This is a genomic window from Flavobacterium sp. Arc2 (genome assembly GCF_041431385.1).
In the GTDB taxonomy this organism is placed as follows: Bacteria; Bacteroidota; Bacteroidia; order Flavobacteriales; family Flavobacteriaceae; genus Flavobacterium.
The window spans coordinates 115,633-142,034 of record NZ_JASMRH010000007.1 but is presented as its reverse complement, the minus strand read 5'-3'; the positions used below and the strand labels follow the sequence as shown (position 1 = coordinate 142,034).

16 protein-coding genes are annotated in these 26,402 nt (G+C 33.7%); 4 read left to right on the top strand and 12 right to left on the bottom strand.

Features of this window, described 5'->3' with window-relative positions; genetic code table 11:
* Positions 1–174 precede the first annotated feature (174 nt).
* The 4 genes from QO182_RS06590 (at position 175) to QO182_RS06575 (ending at position 4,196) form a co-directional block, all read left to right on the top strand.
* Positions 175–627, top strand: a complete 453-nt coding sequence (locus tag QO182_RS06590) for a 2-dehydro-3-deoxyphosphooctonate aldolase (protein ID WP_371537059.1) — start codon at positions 175–177, stop codon at positions 625–627.
* Positions 628–794: 167 nt separating this feature from the next.
* Positions 795–1,613, top strand: a complete 819-nt coding sequence (kdsA, locus tag QO182_RS06585; protein WP_371560625.1) for a 3-deoxy-8-phosphooctulonate synthase — start codon at positions 795–797, stop codon at positions 1,611–1,613.
* A 293-nt stretch (positions 1,614–1,906) separates the two neighbouring features.
* On the top strand, positions 1,907–3,007 hold the full coding sequence (locus QO182_RS06580) for a PAS domain S-box protein (protein ID WP_371560623.1): 1,101 nt from the start codon (positions 1,907–1,909) through the stop codon (positions 3,005–3,007).
* A 91-nt stretch (positions 3,008–3,098) separates the two neighbouring features.
* Positions 3,099–4,196: an AI-2E family transporter gene (locus tag QO182_RS06575; protein ID WP_371560621.1), complete on the top strand. Its 1,098-nt coding sequence runs from the start codon at positions 3,099–3,101 to the stop codon at positions 4,194–4,196.
* Between the two features lie 137 nt (positions 4,197–4,333).
* Here the strand turns inward: QO182_RS06575 and QO182_RS06570 are convergent, their stop codons facing one another.
* From QO182_RS06570 to pta, 12 genes are all read right to left on the bottom strand, one after another.
* Positions 4,334–5,713: a M28 family peptidase gene (locus QO182_RS06570; RefSeq protein WP_371560619.1), complete on the bottom strand. Its 1,380-nt coding sequence runs from the start codon at positions 5,711–5,713 to the stop codon at positions 4,334–4,336.
* A 19-nt stretch (positions 5,714–5,732) separates the two neighbouring features.
* Positions 5,733–7,508 carry a discoidin domain-containing protein gene (locus QO182_RS06565; protein ID WP_371560617.1) on the bottom strand — a complete coding sequence of 592 codons (1,776 nt, stop codon included), beginning with the start codon at positions 7,506–7,508 and terminating at the stop codon, positions 5,733–5,735.
* 163 nt (positions 7,509–7,671) lie between these two features.
* Positions 7,672–9,771, bottom strand: coding sequence for a glycoside hydrolase family 97 protein (locus QO182_RS06560; protein WP_371560615.1), 2,100 nt, complete (start codon positions 9,769–9,771; stop codon positions 7,672–7,674).
* Between the two features lie 150 nt (positions 9,772–9,921).
* A complete protein-coding gene (gene bglX, locus QO182_RS06555) occupies positions 9,922–12,219 on the bottom strand; it encodes a beta-glucosidase BglX (RefSeq protein WP_371560613.1) in 2,298 nt (765 codons plus the stop codon).
* A gap of 6 nt (positions 12,220–12,225) precedes the next feature.
* Complete coding sequence (locus tag QO182_RS06550; RefSeq protein ID WP_371537081.1) at positions 12,226–12,924, bottom strand: prolyl oligopeptidase family serine peptidase; 699 nt, start codon at positions 12,922–12,924, stop codon at positions 12,226–12,228.
* 34 nt (positions 12,925–12,958) lie between these two features.
* Entirely contained in the window at positions 12,959–14,341 is a 1,383-nt protein-coding gene (locus tag QO182_RS06545) for a glucoamylase family protein (protein WP_371560611.1), read from the bottom strand.
* Between the two features lie 178 nt (positions 14,342–14,519).
* Positions 14,520–15,338, bottom strand: coding sequence for a LamG domain-containing protein (locus QO182_RS06540; RefSeq protein WP_371560609.1), 819 nt, complete (start codon positions 15,336–15,338; stop codon positions 14,520–14,522).
* Positions 15,339–15,364: 26 nt separating this feature from the next.
* The gene (locus tag QO182_RS06535) at positions 15,365–16,825 is read right to left on the bottom strand and encodes a RagB/SusD family nutrient uptake outer membrane protein (RefSeq protein WP_371537089.1); all 1,461 of its coding nucleotides are present in this window, start codon (positions 16,823–16,825) and stop codon (positions 15,365–15,367) included.
* A 20-nt stretch (positions 16,826–16,845) separates the two neighbouring features.
* Positions 16,846–19,836, bottom strand: a complete 2,991-nt coding sequence (locus tag QO182_RS06530) for a SusC/RagA family TonB-linked outer membrane protein (protein ID WP_371560607.1) — start codon at positions 19,834–19,836, stop codon at positions 16,846–16,848.
* Between the two features lie 242 nt (positions 19,837–20,078).
* Positions 20,079–22,826, bottom strand: coding sequence for a histidine kinase (locus QO182_RS06525; RefSeq protein ID WP_371560605.1), 2,748 nt, complete (start codon positions 22,824–22,826; stop codon positions 20,079–20,081).
* A 98-nt stretch (positions 22,827–22,924) separates the two neighbouring features.
* Positions 22,925–24,109: an acetate/propionate family kinase gene (locus QO182_RS06520; RefSeq protein WP_371537098.1), complete on the bottom strand. Its 1,185-nt coding sequence runs from the start codon at positions 24,107–24,109 to the stop codon at positions 22,925–22,927.
* A 166-nt stretch (positions 24,110–24,275) separates the two neighbouring features.
* Complete coding sequence (gene pta, locus QO182_RS06515) at positions 24,276–26,369, bottom strand: phosphate acetyltransferase (RefSeq protein ID WP_371560603.1); 2,094 nt, start codon at positions 26,367–26,369, stop codon at positions 24,276–24,278.
* Positions 26,370–26,402: the final 33 nt, after the last annotated feature.

Sequence of the window (26,402 nt, the reverse complement as noted above, 5' to 3'; positions counted from 1 at the left end):
TTAATTAATTTTTTTGCAAAAGTAACGATTCTTACTTTTAAAGTAATCACTATTTGCAACACAATTATTTTTAGAGATTGGTTTCCTATATATTTGTATATTATAAACTATTAATTAAAAACAGATCAATAGTTTTTTTTTTCAACTGCATGGAGTCTCAAATAATTTTATATCATGAAAAAAACACTTTTTTTTATCTTCTTACTCGGCATGGCTGTTTCTTGCATAAGCACAAAATCTACTTTGCAAAATATAGATGACAATGCTCCTATTCCTCAGATTTCCAAGAATAATACTTTTGTGATTACTGAATACAGCAAAGACATAAAATATGGCTACAATAAGGACTACCCTATAAATATTTTTTATAGAAGTATTAAAGATGATTCTATAAATCAACAACGTTTTCTAAATGCATTAGCTGGGCCTAAAGGGGAGAAAATAACTTTTAAAAAAATAGAAAGCTGTTGTCCATTTCCTGCAAAAAGAAGTGAAATGGGTGCTGGATTTCTCGATGTATATGAAATAACATGGGATGGATTAAAGAAACCCCTCGTTCTATATATAAATATTTATGAAAAAGGAGCTATAATGGTACCTCTGGGTCTTAGTTTAAAGAAGTTTTAAATGCTGTAACTCTTGCCCTAGCCCTGATAGCAGCGGTATCCTTGCTGTTTTTTCTTTAAAAACAGAAAGATACAAGCGAATAGCAGGAATGGCTTCTTAAAAAAGAAATAAAATCTAAAATTAAGTTGCAAATCATAACTATCTTTGCACTTTCAAATATAACTATTATGAACATACAAGATATTCCTCAAATTAAACATACAGATAGCGGTAACTTTTTTTTACTTGCTGGGCCTTGCGCAATAGAAGGTGAAGAAATGGCTATGCGCATTGCTGAAAAATTGATTGGTATCACTGATAAATTACAGATTCCATACGTTTTTAAAGGTTCGTTTAAAAAAGCCAATCGTTCAAGAATTGACAGTTTCTCTGGAATAGGCGATGAAAAAGCGCTAAAAATACTAAGAAAGGTGTCGGAAACTTTTGGGGTTCCTACTGTAACTGATATTCATACGAATGAAGATGCAGATATGGCCTCTCAATATGTAGATGTCCTTCAGATTCCTGCTTTTTTGGTTCGTCAAACTGATTTAGTTGTGGCTGCAGCCAATACAGGAAAAGTGGTAAATTTAAAAAAGGGACAATTTATGAGTCCTGAGAGCATGAAACATGCCGTACAAAAGGTATTAGATTGTAACAATGGAAACGTAATGGTAACTGATCGTGGAACTATGTTTGGGTACCAAGACATGATTGTTGATTTCAGAGGAATTCCTACGATGCAACAATATGCAACTACCGTACTTGATGTAACACATTCATTGCAACAGCCTAATCAAACGGCAGGTGTTACAGGAGGAAGACCAGATATGATTGAGACAATTGCTAAGGCTGGAATCGCAGTAGGTGTTGATGGAATTTTTATTGAAACACATTTTGATCCGGCTAATGCTAAAAGTGATGGAGCAAATATGCTGCATTTGGATTATTTTGAGGCTTTAATGACTAAGCTTGTCGCGATTAGAAAAACGGTTAATTCATTTTAATTTTTTTTAGGGGTTAATAATAGAAGGAGTAAATAGTACTACTTTAATCAAACAAGAAATATAACTGAAGTAGCTTATAATTTCGAGAATTGCAAAATTATAAAGGAGATAGTCTTTTAGAGACAATCTCCTTTTTCTATTCTAAAAAGCAGTTCATATTGTAAATGACGATTCATTTGGGTAGTTTTAACCCTGTCTCTGTGATATATGATAATTTATAGTTACTTTAGTATTTCAGTTCTAAACTAGCCTTTACTAGCAAGAAGGCATTATTTTTTGAAGGAATGGGGGAAATGAAACGAACAGAAGCACATGTTGTAAATGATAATTATAGCAGTTTTGAAAACTTCGAAAAGTTTTTTGATTTGTCAGTAGATTTATTATGTGTAGCTGGGTATGATGGCTATTTGAAAAAGGTAAACCCAGCAGTGTCAAAATTACTGGGCTATTCTAATGAAGAATTACTGTCTAAGCCAATCAATGAGTTTGTTTATAATGAAGATAAAGGTAGTACCTCCAGCGCTCGAAATGACCTTAGAAATAAGATATCTTTAATTAATTTTGAAAACCGTTATGTAACTAAAAGTGGTGCTATTGTATGGCTTTTATGGACTTCGTTACCTATAGAAACTGATCAAGTAATCTATGCGATTGCCAAAAACATAACGTATAGGAAAGAACTTGAAGAAGAACGGAATATACATCTAGCCAAACTCACAAAAATTAATCATGAGTTCAAGCAGCTGACCTATTCAACTGCACATGATATTAAGTCTCCAGTCAATAATATGCTTGCTGTTTTTGAGCTTTTAGACCTCTCTACAATTACAGATTCAGAAACGCTTGAGTTCATTACTATCTTAAAATCTTCGACAGAAGGTTTAAAACAAACCCTAAATGAATATATAGCTATTTTAAATAAAAAAAATGAAATAAATTCTAATCTTGAAGAACTAAGTTTTAATACTATTTCAAATGATGTACTACTTTCCATAAATTCAATTATCCATAATTCAAGTGCAATAATTAATGTTAATTTTTCAGAGCTTGAAACTATTGTTTTCAACAGAGGTTATTTGAAAAGTATCTTTCTGAATTTGCTAACCAATGCTATAAAATATTCAAAGCCTAATCTCGTACCTATTATTTCTATTTATTCAAGGGTTGTTAATGGAAATAAGCAATTAATTATAGCTGATAATGGAATTGGTTTTGATATGGATAAGGTCAAAGATAAAATTTTTGGTTTACATCAAAAATTCAATAATAATTTGGACAGTCACGGTATTGGCCTCTATTTAGTTTACAATCACATTACTAGCTTAGGAGGACAGATAGTAGTAGAAAGTAAAAAAAATCAAGGTGCTAAATTCATCATAACATTTAATAACTAAAATTAAAATGCGCGTTTAAGTTAGCGTTTAATTATAAGAAGTGGAATGACAACACAATAGAAACAACTAATTGTTTAATTTTAAAATTCTTATGATAGAAATTCCGAAAACACCAACACAACTCTCTAAGAACGGTAAATTTTCAACACTTGAAATACTACAATATATCGTGTTGATTTGTTTTATACTTTATTACGGAAAAACACTTTTTATTCCTCTCAGTTTTTCTTTGTTGATTAGTTTTATTCTTTACCCGGTTTGTAAATGGATGGAAAGTAAAGGGTTCAATAAAATGGGTGCTATTCTTAGTTCTCTTTTAGTCGTTATCTCTTTTATTGCAATCATTGTCTATTTACTTATTCTACAAATTAATGAGTTTTCTAATGAATGGGGGCTACTCAGTAAAAAACTTTTGGAAACTTTAACCCATATCAGTGTGTTCATTGCACAGCGATTTGAAATAACTACAGAAGAACAAATAGCATTTTTAAAAAATGCTGTTAATAATTCAGGGACACAAGCCTTTTCACTACTTCGAAACTCGTTATACTCACTCTCAGAATCCCTATTTTTTCTTTTAATAGTACCTGTTTTTTCGGCTCTAATTCTATATTATCGTCAGATATTAGCAAAAGTGTTGTATCAAATTTTTCCTGCTGACAGAAAAGAAACGGTACATGAAGTCTTGATTGAAACAATAAGTGCCTATTATAACTTTATAAAAGGAATGCTATTAGTTTATTTTATAGTTGGGCTTTTAAATAGTATTGGTCTTCTAATTGTTGGCGTTCCTCATCCATTTATGTTTGGTTTTATCGCTTCTATACTCACTTTTATTCCCTACATCGGAATCATGATATCCTCTCTTTTACCCATTGCGGTTTCTTGGATAACCTTTAATTCGATTTGGTATCCAGTAGGTGTTATCGTGGTTTTTTCAATTGTCCAAGCTTTAGAAGCTTATGTAATATTTCCTTTAGCAGTGGGCCGTAGATTAAAAATCAATACATTAGTTATAATCATAATGATTACTGCAGGAGGAATTTTATGGGGCGCTGCAGGAATGATTTTGTTCATACCGTTCGCAAGTATCGCAAAACTTATTGCTGATCGTACTGACAGTTTAAAGACCTTATCCATCTTATTAGGGGAAGGCGAAGATGAAGGACAAACTAAAACAGAGCCCTAGTTTTATCAACATTCCAATATGTCTAATTCAGGTATTTTATAAGTAAGCACTCTTTCTACAAAAATTACTACTTAACCAAAATAACAAAGCCACAAGAATATCACTTGTGGCTTTTATATCAATAACAGTAATGTTACTTATTTTAATATTCCGTTCTGATCAATTAAATACATCAATGATGCCATAGTAGCAGCTCCCAACTCTAACTCTCTCTTATCAACCGCATCAAATTTATCATTTGCAGCATGGTGGTAGTCAAAATAGCGTTGTGAATCTGGTTTCAGACCTGCTTTTACAATGTTTTTTGAAGTTAATGGACCAATATCTGAACCACTGTGACCTTCTACAAAACTGTGTATTAAATAAGGTTTAAATAACTTTGAAAAGTTACTTATTTTTTGAAAATTAGCTTCATTACATTCTAGTGAAAATCCTCTTGGACTAAACCCTCCTGAGTCGCTTTCTAAAGCAAATATGTGGTTTTCATTGTTAGCTTGAGCTAATTCCTCGTACTTCTTACCACCTCTTAAACCATTCTCTTCATTCATAAAAAGAACAACTCTAATAGTATTCTTGGGTTTGTATCCTATATTTTTAAAAATATTCACCACTTCCATACTTTGCACTACTCCTGCCCCATCGTCATGAGAACCATCAGCCAGATCCCAAGAATCTAAGTGCCCACCTACAACCATTATATTATCTGGATTTTCCGATCCCTTTAATTCTCCAATAACATTATACGATAATACATCGTCAAATTGCTGACATGATTGCTTGAAATAGAAAGTCAGTTTAGGATTGTTTTTTAAACTCTTACTCAATAGCTCAGCCCCATTTGTACTAATTGCTGCAGTAGGAATGTATTGGGATTTAGGAAGATCACCATAACTTTGTGCTCCAGTATGAGGAAAATCATCTAACCTTAAATTCATCGAACGAATAATTGTTCCAACAGCTCCTAGCTCTGCTGCTTTTTGTGCACCAACATATCTTTGGTCTACCGCTCCTGAATAAGCGTGAAAAGACTCGATTTGCTCATTCTCCATTGGACGATTATAGAAAACAATTTTGCCTTTAATTTTATCTTTTCCTAATGCAGTTAGCTCTTCAAAGCTTTTGACTTCAACTACTTCGGCTGTCAAACCGTTTTTGGCTGTGGAGATTGATCCACCTAAAGCACAAATAGGAACTGTGATTTTATTGTTTTTATCAAGAATATAAGCCGTTTCTTTTTCTCCTCGCACCCATTTTGGCACCATTACTTCTTGTAAATACACACGGTCAAAACCTAGCTTTTCCATTTCAGCTTTTGTATATACAACTGCTTTCTCCGCTCCTACTGATCCTGATAAACGGGCACCAATTTTATTAGATAAATCATCAAGCCAAGCATAGCATTTAGAATTAGTCAGTGCTGACTTGTATACTTCTTTAAGAACTTGTTCGTCATTTTTTTGTGCAAAAAGTGCAAATCCGTTAAAAAGGACTAGCGCTAAAACAGTAGTTTTTTTCATTTTTTATTGTGGTTAGTTTCTATTCTGATTTTTTAATTTCTGTTCGAGGTCCGATTCCGTTATTATTAAAAGCTTCAATCTGAAAATAATAAGCATCCGATCGATCTAAACCATTAAAATAATATTCGTTTTTTCCGTAAACCATTATAGAACCGTACATTTTATCAGGAGATTTACCAAAATAGATTACATAACCATCAGCTAATGGATTTTGTTGCCATTTAAACCAAACATTACGTCTTTCTCCTTTTTTAAGCGGTTCTGAACGTAAAGGAACAAAATTATTGACACTATTGGGAATTTTTCCGCTTCCTTTTCCAAATATTCTGAAACCTGAAAGTGCAAATTTACCTGTAGGCATTCCTTTATTTTCAATTTTTACATAACGTGCTGAAACCCCTTTTTCAAGCTCAATATAATCATGTGGTACATCTTTTTTATTTTGGCTTTTATCAACAAGAATCTTCCAGTCTTTGCTATTATCTGAATAATACACAACATATTGATGGCCTGATGTCGTTTCTGGTTTCCCCATTAAGCTAACATCCTGATCTGCATAATTAATTTGGATTGCTTGAATCGTACTCTTTTCTCCTAAATCAGAAATCAACCACTCTCCTTTTTCTCCTGATTTTGCTGACCAATAGGTTTTTATATCTTCATTCACCGCATTATTAGCTTGATAGCCTCCTAAAGTTGAAGAAACTTGAACCGGTTTGTTATAATTTAATAACATCCAGCCTGAGAAATTATCCCTTAGATGGTTTTTATTTTGCGAAGGCAAAAAAGTTGGATAGTCACCGTATGCAGTATTAGAGTATAAAATTCCGTCTTTATCAAAACCTGCAGGCCAAATTCCGATACGTCTTTCAAAATTGTTTTTAGTACCAATAACAATTGTAGACACATGCCAGAAAGCCTCTTTATCATCTTGATAGGTTGCTCCATGCCCTGCTCCTCTTGCAAATCCTCCTGGTTTATAGGAAAAAGGATTGTGAGACTGGTATTCAAAAGGACCAAGTGGCTTGTCACTAACATAAACACCATCACCATAACCGCTAAACTCAGTTCCTGGACCTCCATATTGCAAATAATATTTATTATTGTATTTGGTCATAAATGCTCCTTCCATAAAGGGCTGCATAAAAGTATTGTCATTATTTTCACCAAAGCGTTCCCAACCGTGTTCTTCATCATTAAGCGCTATTAAAGGAGTTACATCCCCTTCTGGTTGAAACGTTTTTATATTTAATTTTACACCATATAAAGGATATAAATTACTAGAACCGTAGTACTCATAAATTTCATCTTTTTCCTTGTCCCAAAAGATTGATGGGTCCCAGGCTGCTGCTTCTGATTTATGAACCAATTCTTTCCACTCATTAGTAGAAGGATTTGTACTCATCCAGATTGGGAATTCCTTACCATGAGTTGATCCTACAACTAACAAGGTATCATTGACAAATGATAATGAGGGTGCACATAGTTCATCGTAAACGTCATGCTCTGGTCTAAGAAATTTTCTAGAGATGAATTTCCAGTCTAGCATATCCTTACTATGCCAATATCCCCATTGATTCGTAGAAAAAAGGTAATACTCTCCTTTAAAAAAAGTAATCACTGGGTCAGCAGTAGCGCGGTGTTTTCCCTGCGTTACAAAATTAGGAATTGGACAATAACCATAATCAATATTGATTGGGTTACAATAGGTTTTTTGCTGGGCTTCAGCCTGAACCGAAAAAAATAATAAGCCTATAAATAGTAATTTGAAAATGATGTTTCTCTTTTTTTTCATAATTAAAGTGTTTTTTTTATTCGAAATTACAACCTAGATTCTTTACAAAAGTTCAAAAAAAATCCCGCAAGAAGTATAGTACTTGCAGGATTACATAAATTAGTATTTACTTCTAAAAAGAATTTCAAACTGGTTTCAATTTCTTTTTACAAGTTAAATTATACTATTTAACTGGTTCGAAACTAATTGCTGTTCCTCCTCCTGGTGCCAAGTTCAAATTGATTTTTGATTTGCTTGTTACTATAATCGTTTTAATTTTATAAGCGATCGGATTTTTTTGCCAATCTGCATTTTCTGCATCTTCATAGATGATGGCTTTATACTTTTGACCTTTTGTCAAGAAATCCAATTTAATTTCAGATTTCCTTGCATTTTCATCAGTAATTGCTCCTAGGAACCAAGATTCTGAACCTTTGGCTTTTCTAACAACGGTTAAATAATCACCTGGCTCTGCTTCAAGGTACTTACTTTTATCCCAATCTACAGCGACATCTTTAATAAACTGAAAAGCATCACTATACTTTTCATAGTTTTCAGGTAAATCAGCGGCCATTTGTAATGGAGAATACATCGTTACATACAAAGCCAACTGTTTAGCTAAAGTAGTGTGAACCTGCTCTGTCTTCGTTTTATCGTAATAACTCATTTTAATTTCGAAAATCCCTGGCGTATAATCCATAGGTCCTCCTAATTGTCTTGTAAACGGCAAAATGGTTTCATGCATAGGTGGATTTCCCACACTCCAAGCATTGAATTCATTTCCACGAGCGGCTTCGGCAGCGATGTAGTTTGGATATGTTCTGCTATAACCTGTAGGCCTTGACGATTCATGAGAGTTTACCATTAACTTATAATCTGCAGCACGTCTGGCAACAAAATTAAAATGATTCACCATAGTTTGGCCATCATGAAACTCGCCACGAGGAATAATTTTCCCTACGTAACCGGTTTTCGTCGCTGGATAACCATACTTTACCATGTTTTCAAAATTACGGTCAAGGTGGCGTTCAAAATTAGCAACAGATCCTGATGTTTCATTATGCATGATCATCTTCACTCCTTTTGATTTGGCGTAAGCCGAAAGAGCAGCGATATCAAAATCTGGGTAAGGAGTAACAAAGTCAAAAACTTCTTCTTTCCAATTCCCGAACCAGTCTTCCCAACCTACATTCCAGCCTTCAACTAAAACGCCATCAAAACCATTCTTGGCAGCAAAGTCAATATACCTTTTCGTGTTTTCTGTTGTTGCGCCGTGCTTTCCTGATGGGATTAAATCTTGTGTTAATGAGTTTTGTGCATTTTGAGAACCCGCAAAATCCCATGTTGATTTCCCTACGTGCATTTCCCACCAGATTCCAACATATTTCATTGGTTTAATCCATGAAGTATCTTCAATTTTAGAAGGTTCATTCAAATTCAAAATCATTTTAGAACTTACAATGTCCCTCGCATCATCACTTATCATAATTGTTCTCCAAGGCGATACGCAAGGCGCTTGCAAATAGGCCTTATCACCTATTGCATTAGGTACTAATTGCGCATTTAAATGGTAGTTATTCACATCAACATTCAAATGCATTACTGGATAGTTTACTACGGCGGCTTCAAAAATATTAACGTATAAACCAGCTGCTGATTTCATCATTAGTGGTGATTGAACAATGTGTTTTCCAGGAATTGATTTTACTCCAATTCCATTATTCATATCAATTTTTGAGTTGTCAATCTCTGACAGTTTTGTCTCATTGTACTCATATTCATTGCTATCAAAATCGCCAGGAATCCAGAATGTTTTATAATTATCTGTTAAGTTAAACTGCGTCACTTCATCAGAAATAATAAAATAATTCAGTTCTAATTGTTTAGGAAAATCATATCTAAAAGCAACACCTTCATCAAAAACTCTAAAAATGATATTCATTTTCACGTTAGTTTCATTTTGAATAAGTGAAATCTTTAATTCGTTATAATGATTAATAATAGAAGATTGCTCGCCTAGCACTGGTTTCCAAGTTTCATTAAAAGACGTGTTTTCAGTTCCTAATAACTTAAAATTAGCGTCTAGAGCTGGCTTTTCTTTCAATTTAATTCCCATTGCACTCTCTAATACAACAGCTTTGGTTTTATAATTAACGGCATAACTAGGTTGCCCATTTGCTGTCAACTTAAAGTCTAATGTGATCTTTTTAGAAGGCGAAGCTACACTTTGCGCTTGAAGCGTGCTCAAGGCTAAAAATAGAATAGCTGATAAAAAATGTTTCATGTATGTATTGTTTTTGTTTTTAGTTAAGCTAAAATAGTAAAATCAGAACTAGTATCCTTATCGGCTTCCTTGTAATTATATACTACTTTTAAAAAAGCCCTTCGATAGAATTTCTACCGAAGGGCAAACCAAGTTAAAATAAAAACCAAACTATTTACTCAACTCAAAATTAACTTTATTTTCTATGTCAGAGCTTCCACCAATGAAAGCTTCAAATTGTCCTGCTTCAGCAACAAATTCCAAATCAGAATTATAAAATTTCAAATCTTCAACGGAAATTTCAAATGTCACTGTTTGTTTCTCCCCTTTTTTAAGGGCTATTTTTTGAAATCCTTTTAACTCTTTTACTGGTCTTGTAACAGAACCAACTACATCTCTTAAATACAATTGAACGACTTCTTTTCCGTCATAATTTCCAGTATTCGTGACATCAACACTAACATTAATCTTGTCATTGAAATTCATCTTATCAGAAGAAATTTTAAAATTAGAATAGCCAAATGTGGTGTAACTCAATCCGAAACCAAAAGGATACAGAGGTTCGTTTCTCTCATCGATATAATTCGACTTGAATTTTTCGAAGTTTCCTTCTTTATTACCAAGTGGTCTACCTGTATTTTTATGACTGTAATAAATAGGCACTTGGCCTACACTTCTAGGAAAAGTCGTTGTCAATTTTCCAGAAGGATTCTCATCACCAAATAAAACATCAGCAATTGCGGTTCCTGCTTCGCTACCTGCAAACCAAGTATTCAAAATAGCTGGTACTGTTTCATTTTCTTGTACTAAAACTAGAGGACGCCCAGTAAATAAAACTAATACAACCGGTTTCCCTGTTTTTAATAATTCCTGTAATAGATCTTTTTGTGCATGTGGAATTTCAATATTTGTTCTGCTGCTGCTTTCTCCACTCATCTCTGCAGATTCGCCAAGAGCTGCTACAATTACATCTGATTGATTCGCAATTTTTAAAGCTTCAGCTAATAATGCCTCTTTTGTTCTGTCATCACGATGTAATGTTTTTCCGAACATAGTTGCTTTTTCTTCAAAAGCAGCATCATAATCAAGGTTACTTCCTTTGGCGTAAAGCACATTTGCATTAGCTGCAACTTCTTTAATTCCTGCAATTAGCGAAATGGATTTATCCATATTTGTAGCCACACTCCAAGTTCCAGCCATATTTTCTTTGGCATCAGCCAAGGGGCCGATAACTGCAATCGTTCCTGATTTTTTTAAAGGCAATAACTGCTTTTCATTTTTAAGTAGAACCAAAGATTGTGATGCTATTTCTCTGGCTTCCAATCGATTTGAGCTAGTGAAAATTTCATTTTTAGCTCTTTTTACATCACAATATTTATAAGGATCTTGAAATAAACCTAAGTCATATTTGGCATTTAAAATAAGACGAACCGCATTATCGATTTGCTCCATAGTCACTTTATTTTCTGCCAAAGATTTCTTCAATGTAGTCAAGAAACCTTCTCCTACCATATCCATTTCAATTCCGGCATTTAACGCTAAAGCAGATACCGTTTGTAAATCGCCCATTCCATGAGCCATCATTTCAGGAATTCCTGTATAATCAGTTACTACAAAACCTTTAAAACCCCATTGATTTCTCAATACCTCTGTCATTAACCACTTGTTTCCCGTTGCAGGAATTCCGTCAACTTCATTAAAAGAGGCCATCACTGAACCAGCACCTGCATCAACAGCGGCTTTGTAAGGAGGGAAATAATCATTGTACATTTTTATTCTACTCATATCTACGGTATTGTAATCACGACCAGCTTCTGCCGCACCATACAACGCAAAATGTTTTACACAGGATAAAATAGAGTTGTTTTTTGAAAGGTCATCTTGCTGGTAACCGTTGACCATTGCTTTTGCAATTTGACTTCCTAAATAAGCATCTTCACCAGATCCTTCAGAAACTCTTCCCCAACGTGGGTCACGAGAAATATCCACCATTGGCGAAAATGTCCAGTTGATTCCATCAGCGCTGGCTTCTTGAGCTGCAATTTGTGCGCTACGCTCAATCAATTTCATATCCCAAGTACAAGAAAGTCCCAGCGGTATAGGGAAAGTTGTTTCATAACCATGAATTACATCCATCCCAAAAAGCAATGGAATTTTCAGGCGGCTTTTTTCAACAGCAATCTTCTGTACTTCTCTAATTTTTTCAGCCGACTTGATATTAAATAAACCACCTACCTTTCCTTCTTCTATATTTTTAGCCACATTAGAACTATTACCCGCCCCAGTAGTTATATCACCAGAAGTAGGTAAGTTTAATTGACCTATTTTTTCATCCAAAGTCATTTTTGCCATTAAATCAGCAACAAACTCGGTTTTTGGTTTGATCGTAACTGATTTTCTTGTTCCCTTTTTTTGGCTGTAGCCAAAAACAGAAAAACAAAAAAGTACTATAATTAATTTGTTATTCATTTCTTGTTATTTTTTAATTTGTTGGAACATCCAATCATAAATTTCTTTGTTATCATATACTCGTGTCCAACTATCATGATTTGCATCGTCAAAAATGGTCAGTTCAATATTACTATTGCAAGGTTTAAGTTTTTTGTAAATAGAAATCGAATAATTAACATCTACAACATCATCTACTAAACCATGAAAAATTCTAATGGGAATAGATGCTATTTTACAGTTTTCGATCATTGGAACACGATCTACGAAACCTGCGATAGGCACTAAAGCAGCAAACATTTCAGGGTGTGCAAAAGCTAAATTCCACGCTCCCCAGCCTCCCATACTTAGTCCCGTTAGATAAATTCTGTTGGGATCAATATTGTTCTCTTTTTGAATTTTTAAAATCAATTGGTACAATACTTCCGAATCCCAATATTCATTTTCTGGACATTGAGGAGCTAGGACATAAGCGTCCAGTTCATTTGTCTTTAAATACTTAAAAGGGCCATGTACTTTTACTTTCTCTATATCAGTCCCTTTTTCACCAGAACCATGGAGAAAAATAATCAGTGGTTTCATTTCTTTACTACTTTTAGGTACATGCAATGCATAATTTAGTTCGTGAGTAGTAACGGTTTCTGTTTTAATTTTCCCTGTAATATCCTTTTGAGCATTGGAGCATACTGTTATTATTAAAAACAGAAAAAGAATAGTTTTTTTCATATCAAAAGCTTTTCTATTTAATCTGTAATTTTTCTTAAAATCCATATTTCCCCGAATGGAATCCAAGCTTTATTAGTCCTTGCTTTACTTCTGGAGCATTCATAAAAAGTTTCCATAGTAATCCTGTGCGATAGTTTTCTAACATAACGACTTCCGGACCTTGATCGATAGCCAAATAGCGCTGAGCTGTCCAATTATCATGTATACTATGTGCATCGTAAAAACCTGCAACACCCCAAACATCCGACTTATAATTCTCATACAAATTTCTCATAAGCGCTATTGATTCTGTCGGAGTATACACTACCGAGCTAATTGCAGCTGTTGGAGAAATAACTCCTTTATCATTACTTGGCATATGTGCATCATACCCTACTCCTCCGTCGCTATTTCTAGAATAAGAAGCTGTCAATCCCCAGTAATTAGCACCATATCCTTTGTAGCCAAATGGATTTTCTACACAATGCAAATAATTGATTTTTGTTTGATTTAAATTTAAATCCCAATAATTAGCGTACTGATCAGTCAACTGATTCGGATCTAAACCTAGATAGGAATAATGCGCCCAGAATAAAGGTCCTCCGTATTCTTGAGCACCATTATGTTTTAAAATTAGAGGTAAATCATATTTTTTATTAGAAGATACTATCGCGCCATTTCTTGCCCATCCTTCGTGGTAGGCTTTTGCATCTATAGTATGTGTAGGTGAGGCTGCTGCCATTACATAAGTAATTAAGCATTCATTGTAACCTTCTAATGGAAAATTCATTTGCCAATCGTAAGTAGGCGACCAATGCCAGTATAATTTATTTTGATTATTAGTATACCATTGCCAGTCCACACCTTTCCATAATTGATCAAATTTTTGACCTACTGCCTTTTCTTCAGCAGTTCCTTCTTTGAAGTATTCTCTAACTGTTATCATCCCTGCTACTAAAAAAGAAGTTTCTACTAGATCTCCTCCATTATCCTTAGTACCAAAAGGAATTACTTTTCCTGTAGTTCCGTCGATCCAATGTGGCCAAGCACCATGAAAGCGATCAGCCTTTTCTAAAAAATCAGCAATCTTACTTAGTCTTTGTACTCCTTCTTCTCTTGTGATATATCCACGAGACATTCCTGAGACTAAACTCATTAAACCAAAACCTGATCCCCCAGTAGTAACTATATTTTGTTCAAAAGAAGGATTGGCTGGAATATAACGCTCTCTTGCCATTCCAGAATCGGATTGCGCATAAGTCCAAAAATAGGTAAAAGTCTGTTTTTGTACCAATTCTACAAGTTCGTCATTAGAGATTTTTTCCGTATCAGGAACTGGATTAGTAGGCACATCCTCTGATGTTGTTTGTTGCGTTTTTGATGATGAATCACAACTTACAGCCAATATGATTAGTAGTAATACTGCAATATTTTTCATTTTTGTAATTTAAAAATTAAGCCAAATACCCCTTTATCACAATATAAATATTGCAATTCTAGAATCGTATTGGACATATATTATTTAGAAATAAACTTTATTTAAAAGTATAAACAAGTCTATTAATCCTATGAAAAAAAAGCTTGTTATAGCATGAACTATAACAAGCTTATGTGCATTATTTTTTTTCAGTAAATAAAGTAGTTACTTCTGCATTGCTAAGTGGAGTATTGTATAATCTAAAATTATCAAGAGCTCCACTCCATGAGTTCATCCAGCCTTCGTCTGGATTTCCAGAACCACCTAATCTAAAACCATTAATTTTGGAAACATTAAATTTTATCGGCCCATGATTAGCCCAAGTATTTGTTCCCTTCGCAACACCATCAATATAAAAAGTCATTACAGAAGAGGCTTGGTCATAAACAAAAGCTAAATGATGCCATTGATTATCAAATATTACCGCAGTACCTGGAACACCTACCCATTCGAACCAATGATCACCTGTACCTTGTTCGTCTACAAATATTTTAACAACAGCATTAGTTGCGCTTCCCTCAAATAATCCAAACATAGATGCTTTAGCCCAGTTATCACTTGTTAAAGCAAAAGCAAATTCAGTTTGAGTTGGCACTCCATGTTTAGACCAGAATGCAACAGTCATACTTGATGCTGTCACAGCAAAATCATTAGCAGAAGGATAAGCAATGAACTTTTTTGGAATTCCTCCTTTTACACCTTTCCCAGAGATGCCCTCTGTAGCAGTTAATGGATTATCAGTTGGAAATTTTGCTCTAATATTATCAACAGCAAATTTTAACGGATCAGTAGTTGTATCGTCAAAAGGAACATAAAATTTTAATGGCCCTCCTACAGCATTAACATCCTGAGGATAATTTCCTAATTCAGGCCTGTCCATTTCTTGACAACTGAACAGTACTGTTGCAGCTGCAACTGCAAAAGTGATTTTTTTAATAAAATGAATATGTATTTTCATAATTACTATTTTTTAAATAATTGAAATTAATAGTTTGGGTTTTGAAGTAAAACACCTTGTGCTTGATCAATAGCAGTTTGTGGTATTGGATACAAAGCATTTTTAGTTTGATATCCTAAACCTCCTAATACTGCTGGAGCATCACCCCAACGAACTAAATCATAAAAGCGTTCATTTTCCATCCCAAATTCCACTCTTCTCTCTTGCTTGATAGTTGCTAAAGTTGCAACCACATTTGGAAGGACATTTGCACCACCTCTTGCTCTTGCTCTCACTTGATTCAAATATCCAGTTGCCGAAGCATTTCCTGTTTGAACAGCCGCTTCAGCAGCCATTAAAAGAACATCAGCATATCTAATTATTTTGATGTTTTCCCAAGTATTTTGTTTTAGTCCTAACTTTGCTCTTACACTAGCCTCGGTATATGCTTTTTTATTCCAATACATTTGATCTAACGGTGGAGCTGCTGGTAAAGTACCACTTCCATAACCACCATCATCTTGACCTGAAGTCAAAATAGTTTCCCCTTTTCTAGGATCGCCAACTTCAAAAGCATTGATTAAAGCGGGAGTAGGAACATTAAAGCCCCAACCTAAATCCCAAACTCCTGAACCTCTAACTCCTTGCGAAACAAAATAATTATTTGAAAAACTTTGTCCCGTTGAGATAACCAATTGCTGAACTTCAAAAACAGATTCTTTTGAATTATTACCATCAATGGAGAATAATGTCTTATAAGATGGTTCTAAATTATATACTCCTGAAGTTATGATTTCTTGACTTTTTGCCAAAGAAGCAGGATAATTCCCTTGATATAAATACAGTTTTGCAAGCATAGCATTTGCAAAACCTTTAGTCGCTCTACCTGGAAAAGACAACCAGCTCGCAGGTAGTGTTTGGCTAGCAAACTCTAAATCCGCTTTGATGAATGCATCAACTTGCGCAACAGTAGATTTTGCTTTAACCCCATCAGAAGGAACTACAACTTTGTTTTCGATCAAAGGAACTTCGCCATAATCTCTTCTTAAATCAAAATACAAAAATGCTCTTAGTACTTTAGCTTCTGCTTTATTAACCATTGTACCATTATCAGTCAAACCTGATTTTTCAATTGCATCAATCAAATCATTACAGGCATAAATCACTTTATAGTGGTCATTCCAGTTATTTCCGTTTAAAAAAGATGTTTTTGAATAATTAAAATTGTCAAACGAGTTTGCTTGTTCGGCTTGATCAGTAGGAGAACTTCCTTTGGCTGCATCATCGGAACGAATACATTGAAACCAATACCTCGTCCAGTCAGACACGGCCGTAGTTCGAAGTTGTCCATATAATCCAAATGCTTGAGCTTCGAATCCTCCAGCACTTAAATCTCCATCAACTGCTGTCCCTAAAGGCTTAGTATCTAAATCCGTACATGAAGAAAAGGATGTTAAAATAAGTATTGCAAATAATGAATACTTAATTCGTAATGAAATATATTTCATATCTTAAATTTTTAATTTTATTAAAATGTAGCACTAAAACCTATGCTTGTTATTACAGGTAAAGGATATCCTCCGTTATCAATACTAAACTCAATAGGAGATCCACCTGCTTCAGGAGTGAAACCTGAATTGTGTTTCCAAGTATGTAAATTTTGAGCATTTAAGAACAGTTTCATACTTTGAAAAGTAATGTTTTGTGCACTAAACGGTTTAAAGTTGTAGGCCAATTGTACATTTCTAATTCTGATATAACTACCGTCTTCCACGTTATAAGTAGAATTTAATTTGTTATAACCAGAAGCTTCAGATAATCTTGGCTCCCAATTTGAAGTTCCAGCTCCAGTCCATCTGTCTTGTCTCGCTTCTCTATAGTTGAATTGAGCAAAAGTACTTCCGTTACCCCAGTTTCTCCATACTTCATTTCCATAAACTCCTTGCAAATCAATAGCTAATGAAAATTTATCATAGTTTACGCTTGTGCTAAAACCATAAGTAAAGTCTGGTGTAGGATTTCCAATTACCTTTCTATCATCAGTATTAATCGTTCCATCACCGTTAACATCTTTATATTTAAAATCACCAGGGCCATAACTTCCTAAGGTACTAACAGGTGAAGATAAAACATCAGCATAAGATTGGTATATTCCCTCCACTTCATATCCGTAGAATGAACCTATAGGATTACCTGCACTTGTACGAGTTGGACCTGAAAAGATTTCATATCCAGGTTCAAAAACTGAATTAACTCTGTTGTTAAGCGTAGTTAAATTTCCGCTAATAGAATAAGAGAATTTATCTGAAATTTTTTCATCCCAAGATGTAGAAAATTCAAAACCTTTATTTTCAATTTCACCAGCATTTGTATAGAAATTTTCGTTTCCTTGCGTAACAAAAACTAATAAATCTTTGGTAGTTTTATTGTAATAAGTAGCATCAAACCTTAAACGATCTTTAAAAGTAGTTAATTCAAAACCTCCTTCATAAGACGTTACTGTTTCCCATTTTAAATTGTCAGTATTTCTATAAGCCAAGACAAAAGCAGGTACCAAAGTAGAACCAAATACTGCTGATGCACCGGTAGTATAATTAGGCAAATAAGGATAATGAACCGCGTTATATTGATTTCCTAGTTCTCCATAAGAACCTTTAATTTTCAAAGAATTAATACCGCTGTCTTCCATGAATTTTTCTTTTCCTAATTCCCATGCTGCACCTATAGACCAGAAGTTTTGATCTCTAGTATCTTTAGGCAATTCAGAAGAAGAATCTCTTCTAAAAGATCCATTTACGATATATTTTCCTTTGTAATTATATAAGGCACGAAATAAAGTAGAAGTAGTTGCTCTTTCCCATTGCTCAGAATTTGAAACCCTTGTAGCTTGATCTCCGTAAGGAAATACATTTAAATACCACCATCTAGAATCATTTGGTATCGGCTCTCCACCTATTTTTTGATTTACAGAACCACTGATACTTTCTAAATATTCTTGAAAAGAATTGTAACCCGCTAAAAATGTTAAACTATGATCTCCAAATTTTTTATTATACGTTAATAAATAATCTTGTTGGAAATTTTGGACAGTTGTATTGTATTGTGACACGCTAGTCAAAGTTCTACCAGAATAAGGTGTAACTTGATTACTTTCAGCAGCAAATACATCAATTAATGGCACATAACTTCTTCCCTTTCTAATATCCATATCCCCTGAATATCCAATTCTAAAAGTAAAGTCTTTTAATAATTTTAATTCTCCATATACATTACCTACAAATCTATATTGATTATTAATCTTTGTATCAGACTCTTCATTAACTGGAATCAAAGGATTTCCAATTTGTGCCCCTCCAATTTGAACTGGCAATTGATTATAAACACCATCTGCGTTGTAAGGACTAACAATAGGAGTTGCATTCAATGCCGAACCAAAACTATTACCAACAGGTAGTTTTGATTTTATTCCATTTAATCCTATTCCAAATTTTAATTTATCAGAAACCTTAATCTCGTCATTTACATTAAAGGTGATTTTTTGCAAATTTTCATTGCGAATAACACCTTCTTCTTTTAAAAACCCAAAGCCTAAACTTAACTTATTATTGTCAGTAGCGCTTTGAATACTTAGATTAGAATTTTGTACAATAGCTCCTTTATTCTCTATTTGGTTAATCCAATCTGTATCACCATTAAATAAATTATAATATGCATAAGGAGCAGCACCATCGTTTACTCTTTGTTCATCATACAATTCTCTAAATAGTGCTGCATTAGCAACTTTTGGTTTACCTACAATACTTTTAACTCCTGTAGAAGTGTTAAAGTTGATGCTCATTTTTCCCGCTTTACCTTGCTTTGTTGAAACAAGAATAACACCATTAGCACCTCTTACTCCAAAAATAGCTAAAGAGGAAGGGTCTTTTAGAATTTCAATCGACTCGATGTCATTAGAATTGATATAGCTAATATCAGTACTAAAAATTCCATCAACAACATACAAAGGTTTTGTCTGATTACGACTTACGGTACCACGTATACGAATGTCTGGTTCTTGTCCCGGTCTACCAGAGTTAACCACTGATAATCCTGCAACCTTACCTTGTAAGGAGGCAACTGGATTAGCATTAGGTTTATCAGCTACTGTTTTACCTTCAATTTTTACAATAGAGCCCGTTAAATCTCTCTTTTTTGCGCTACCATAACCGATAACTACAATTTCATCTAATTGCATACTCTTTGAAACTTGCATCGTTAGTACCATAGGCGTAGTTTTAGCCCCTACAGTTAAAGTTTCAAAACCAATCATTGAAATTTTTAGTAACTCACCGCTTTTAGCGTTGATACTAAAATTCCCGTCAAAATCAGTATCAGTATTGGTATTTGAATCAAGAGCGATAATTATTGCTCCCGGAATTCCCAAACCCTCTTTATCCAATACTTTTCCTTTTATTACTTGCGCTGACATATATGCAGGAAGTAGAATGAGTGCTAAAAAGCCAAATATAAAATTTCTCATGTATTAATAATTTGTTAAAGTTAGTGGTGCCAAATTAAGCAATTACAACGTTGTAGTAGTCAAAAGAGGAATACTACATAAATACATCACAATACTATATATCAACAATATACCTTTGATTAACAATGGCTAACGTTAAATAATAGAATCTGTATTACATCAGTATGATGTAGTAATGATGTATTGTAATTCTGTTAAAAATTACCCTCAAAAATATATTATATGTAAAAATTAACTAGTTTTTATATTGATAATAAAAACTTTGAAAGGTTATCATCCTGTACAAGTTGTAATTTCTTTCTTAATCTGTAACGATGTAATTCAACTCCGCGGAAAGAAATATTCATCATTGGCGCAATTTCTTTGGAAGAAAGATTCATTTTTAAATAGATGCACAACTTAATATCCTTAGGAGTAAGATTAGGATAGTTCTTAGAAAGTTTAATGATAAATTCGTTATGGATTTGATTTAAATTGGTTTCAAAAGTCTCCCACTCATGCTTATTAATAGCATTGATTTTTATGGTCTTACTAATTTCACTCTTAAGTTTGTTTAGATCCGTTTCTGAATCCAAAATCCCCTGGATACTTTCTATCATTTCACTTTGTTTAGCAATTGATAGTGATTTCCCAGTCACCTCCGATGATTTAGACTGCAGCTCCAGTTCTAAGATATGTTTTTCGTATTCTTGACTGTTTAATTCATTGTCTGCTTTTAATTCAATTTCCAAAATTTTCTTCTGATGTTTCAATTCTTCTTCGCGTAGTTCAAGTTTTTGAATGTAACGCATTTTATTCCATCTGTAATACACAAATAGCACGCTAGCAATTAATACCAAATACAACATTATCATCCAAAAAGAAAAATACCAAGGCTGTGCAACATAAAAGTCAAAACTTGAAACTTCATTAAAATCGACACCATCATGATTGTAAATCGTTAATGTATGACTACCACTATCTAAATTATTCAGAATAATCAATCCTTCATTTACTGGGGAATATTTTTCTGCGCCATTTATCTTATAAAACAGACTTGGTTTGTGTGATCCATATATTCCTGATAATACATCTACTTTTAATTCTGAATTATAATTAATTGTAGAATGATTAACGACTAATCTATTTTCATTAAAAGCTTCAATCTTTATTTTTGGGTTGACTACCTTCCTATTCTTCAATTGAAGCGATATGAACCCGTCATCTAGATTCAGCAAATAGGTATCTCCATTTTTAAAAATATTTAAATTATCATTGATAATTTTACCCTTATAATATTTCTCCTGGATCAGATTTCGAACAAAATCATTTCCTTTGACATCAACTTGATAAAGCAAGCCCTCTTGCAGCACTATAAAATGGTCTTCGTCAATTTTAACAATATCAGATGTATTTTCAAATTTCGAATTAAACAATTCATTTTTAATTAATTGGTTGGAAATTGAATTATAGGTATACCAACTTTTGTGAATCAAAAAAAGAATTTCATTTCTAAACTCAAATATTTTTACTCCAAAATCATTTGTGTTTTTTTTACTTTTCTGTGTAATATTCTCCACACTAGTGGTTTCAAAAGCATCATTATATCTTATTCTATATAAACCTCTGTAATTATCAGCAGCCCATATTTCATTCTTTTTATTTTGTGCAACATATTTTATTGGTTTCAAAATCCCTTTGACGGCAATTGTTTGAGAAAGATCCTTTACATTTTTATAGATCAAAATACCACTGTAATTGGTCTGCAGATAGGAATCGTTACTATTACTCTTTACTAAATTCCAACCTCCATTAATATTATTCAATTTTGAAAAAATAGCATCTTCATAAATATAAGTTCCTTCATTATGGCCGATGATATACTTCTTACCTATTTTACTAATATTCCACGCTTGCCCTTCTGAATTTGGGATTAGTGAGAAAGTAGTACCTTCATACTTAAAAACGCCATGATTTGACGCCATCAAAAAACCTTTGTCCGTTTTAACAACGGAGTAAACCGAACCTAAAGCACCACTATTGTCGTAAAAAATAGCAGTAGGCGAATTAATCTCTATATGAGCGATTCCATTATCTAGACCTAACCATAAATCATTTTCTTTATCTAATCCTATACTTAAAATAGAGTTATTCATCAACACATTATTACGGTCAATATTAATATAGGTATTCTTATTAAGATCAAAAACATACACTCCTCTACTACTTGTTCCGATAGCTAGCTTGTTGTTTTTCAAGAAGTGAGCTACATTGATATTAGCCGTTTTTAAAGTTTCATTTAATGGGTTTTTCCAAGGAGCTAAAACACCATTTTCCTCCACATAAACGCCATTTTTCTTCGTAAAAAAATAGGTTTTGTTTTGGAACTTTTCAATATCGTGAATAACGTTGTTTTCTAAAACATCCCATCCTTTCACTTTTACCACTTGAGAATTGACCAACTTATAAATACCACTACTGACGGAAGCAATTAGAATTTGATTGTCTATCACATAACAATAGGAAATAAGAAATGATAATTTTATTTTTTTGACATTTTGTCCATCGTATTTGTAAATCGCATTGAAGGACTGAAAATAAATCGCATCATTAAATTTAAAAATTTTCCAGATTTCTTCATTTTCAATATCGTCAAAAACAGATTTTCCTTTAGAGATTGACACATAACTCATCTTGCCATTTTTGCGAACCCAGTATCCAAATTCTTTATAAGAACCGGAATAAATCTTATCCCCAACTACATAGATCGAACGAATAATAGTTTTATTAGGTAGCATGTTTTTTTCCCACTTTACACCATCATAACGCAGTAAGTAATGATTGTTAGCAAAATACATTGCGTTATCGCTCCCTTGCGCCACATTCCATGTTTGATTGTCACCCTGATAATTTGCTTTGTTGTAATTTTCCACAAACGGCAGCAGCTGCTGTCCATACAATTGGGTACATAATAGGAAGAAAAAAAATATTTTTAAAGTGTTAGCTTTCAAATCGAGAAGGTTTAAATTCCAAATATAATCACATTATTCGATATAGGACATAAAAAAGGCTTCTCAACAGAGAAGCCTTTTAAAGTATAAGTATTTTATTAATCTGAAAGAAGATCATAAACTTGATTTGCAATCTCAATTTCTTCATTGGTAGGAATCACCATAATTTTAGTTCTAGAATTGGGCGTGTTTATTTCCCGAATTTCTTTTGATCTAATTGCGTTTTTGGCAAAGTCTAATTCTAGTCCGAAATACTCCATATCAGTACACACCAATTCTCTAATATAACTAGAATTCTCCCCAATACCAGCTGTAAAAATAATAGCATCTACTCCGTTCATAACTGCAGTATAAGTACCAATGAATTTTTTAATTCGATAGGCATTCATTGCTAATGCTAATTGACACTCTTTATTACCTTGTTCTGCTTGCAATTCTATTTCTCTCAAATCACTATAACCAGTAAGCCCAAGCATACCACTTTTTTTAAGTAAAATATCATTCACTTCATTTGCGCTATATCCTAATGTATCTATCAAATAAAATATAAGAGCGTGATCAATATCACCACTCCTTGTTCCCATTATTAATCCATTTGACGGAGAAAAACCCATCGAATGATCGATACTTTTACCATCTTTAATTGCAGTCATACTACACCCATTCCCTAAGTGAATACTTATAATTTTGGAACTTTTATTTAAATACTCAATTGCTTTTTCTGAAACGTATTTATGACTAATTCCATGAAAACCGTATACCCTAATTTTATTTTCAGATAAAAATTTATTTGGAATCGCATATTTATAAGCTACTACAGGAATAGTTTGATGAAAAGCAGTATCAAATACGGCTACTTGTTTTGCTGTTGCAAAAATTTCTTCGACAACATTTATTCCTAATAAATTGGCTGGGTTGTGCAATGGAACCAAGGTAAAAAGCTCTTCAATTTTATCTTTAACCTCCTGATTGATTATAGTTGTATCTGAAAAATAAGTCCCTCCGTGAACCACCCGATGCCCTACAGCATCAATTTCTTTAGCACTTTTAATAACACCAATATTTTCATTCATCAATAATTCGGCAATCTTTATTAAGCCTATTTTATGATTTAATATTGGTAAGGTCTCTTCTAATTTTGTGGTATTTGTAACGTAGGTAAGATTTGATGTTTCTAAGCCTATTCGATCAATCATACCACTACAAATCACGAGCTGGTTTGGCATCTCAACTACTTGATACTTTATAGACGAACTTCCAGAATTTATTATGAGTATTTTCATTTAACTTTTATATTTTCCTCTCCCCGGCCCTATCCAAAGGAGAGAGTGACTGGATGGATTTACTTTGTGTTTATTTTTCCTCTCCCCAGCCCTCTCCACAGGAGAGGGTGACTGGATGGAATTATTTTGTCTTTATTATTGTTTTTTTTAAACTTGAAACTTTTAACTACAACCCTTGTGCTTGAATTGCAGTAATGACCACCGTATTAATAATATCGTCGACCGTGCAACCGCGGCTTAAATCATTTACGGGTTTATTTAAGCCTTGCAACATAGGGCCGATGGCTAACGCTCCTGTTTCTCTTTGAACTGCTTTATAGGTGTTATTTCCCGTGTTTAAATCAGGAAAAATAAGCACACTTGCTTGTCCAGCCACTACTGAATTTGGCATTTTACTTTGACCAATTTCCATATCTACAGCTGCATCATATTGTATTGGCCCTTCAATTTTTAGATCAGGGCGCTTTAATCGAACTATTTCAGTTGCTTTTCTTACTTTCTCCACTTCATCCCCTTTTCCTGATGCTCCAGAAGAATAAGACAACATCGCTACTTTTGGCTCTATGCCGAAAGCCAAACTGGAATCAGCTGAGGAAATAGCTATTTCTGCCAATTGTTCTGCAGTAGGGTTTGGATTTATTGCACAATCCCCAAAAACAGAAACTCGATCTTCCAAACACATAAAAAATATGGAAGAAACGATACAGGAATTTGGTTTGGTTTTTATGAATTGTAATGCTGGCAAAATAGTATGTTGCGTTGTGTGAGCTGCTCCAGAAACCATTCCGTCCGCGTCCCCTTTATATACCATCATAGTTCCAAAATAAGAACCGTCTTCCATTAAATCTTTGGCCATCCCCATTGTCACATTTTTATTCTTGCGAAGCTCATAATAGGTGTTTACATAATCTTTAAAATTTGGAGATTCAATCGGATTGATGATTTTTACTTTCGAAAAGTCAAAAGCAATACCTAATTCTGCAACCTTGTTTTCTATTTGTTTTTTAGTTCCAAGAATAGAAACATCAACGACATCCATTGCTAACAAGCGTGAGGCTGCAATAATAATTCTGTCATCATTCCCTTCCGGCAAAACGATATGCTTTCTGTGTTTTTTAGCCCTTTTGACCAAGTTGTATTGAAACATTTTGGGAGTCATCCCTTCCGCTTCAAAAGAACTTAACTTTTCACCAAGGCTATCCATGTCGACATATTTCTCAAAAGTATTTATAGAGGTCTCTATTTTCTGTTTGTTATCAGCATAAATTTCAGCCTTTATATCTCCTATTTTATTGGTGATACTATACGTACCGCCTTCAACGGAAATAATAGGAACAATACTAGTCAATCCTTCAATTAATTTTAGAATGCTTTCATCAGGAACTATATTACCTGTCAAAATGATCCCTGAAATCGAAGGGTAATTTGCAGATTCATTGGCTTGTAATGCACCCAGTATAATATCTGCTCTATCACCAGGCGTTATAACAAGCGCCTTATCTTTAAGATGCAACAGGTAGTTGCGCAACTGCATGGCTCCAACGCTAAAATTCCCGATTTCATTATTTAAGAATTCGCCACCAAACAGTATTTTAGCATCGAGTTCATCTACAATTTCTTTAATTGTTGGATTATTTAAACTAGAAATTAGCGGAATAGCATTTACCAAAATTTCTTTTGGTAAGCTAGCTTTCAAACCGTCTGCAACTACTTTGATATTTTCAGGCTGCACTTTATTAGCGATAATTGCCAGCACTTCAACATCCTTTATTTTATAGGAATCGTATGCCAGATACAAACTGTCCACTAACTCCTCTAATGTCTTGCCTACACCTGAACCCACAATTATTGTTGGAATCCCAAGGTTTTTAGCGATAAGGACATTCATATCAAACTCGATAACCGTCCCTTCACCACTAAAGCTGGTTCCCTCGACCAAAACAAAATCAAATTGCTCTTCTAGTCGCTTGTATTTATCAATGATTAAATCCAGGACTTCTCCTATTTTACCTTTGTTTTTCTTTTTGATCAGCTTGCTTTTTGTAATAGCAAACGCATCTTCAAATGCGATATCCAAACCAAAATGAGAGATTACGGTTTCAATATGATTATCTAATTTACCATCTTCAAAATCCTCAATTATTGGACGAAAGTAGCCCACTTTGGCTGTCTTACCAATGAGCATACTCATTAAACCTAAAGTAATAATCGATTTCCCGCTATTACTCTCAGATGTTGCGATATATATGGCTTTGTTCATTTTGTTAATTTTTTAATTGCTTAAATCTAATAT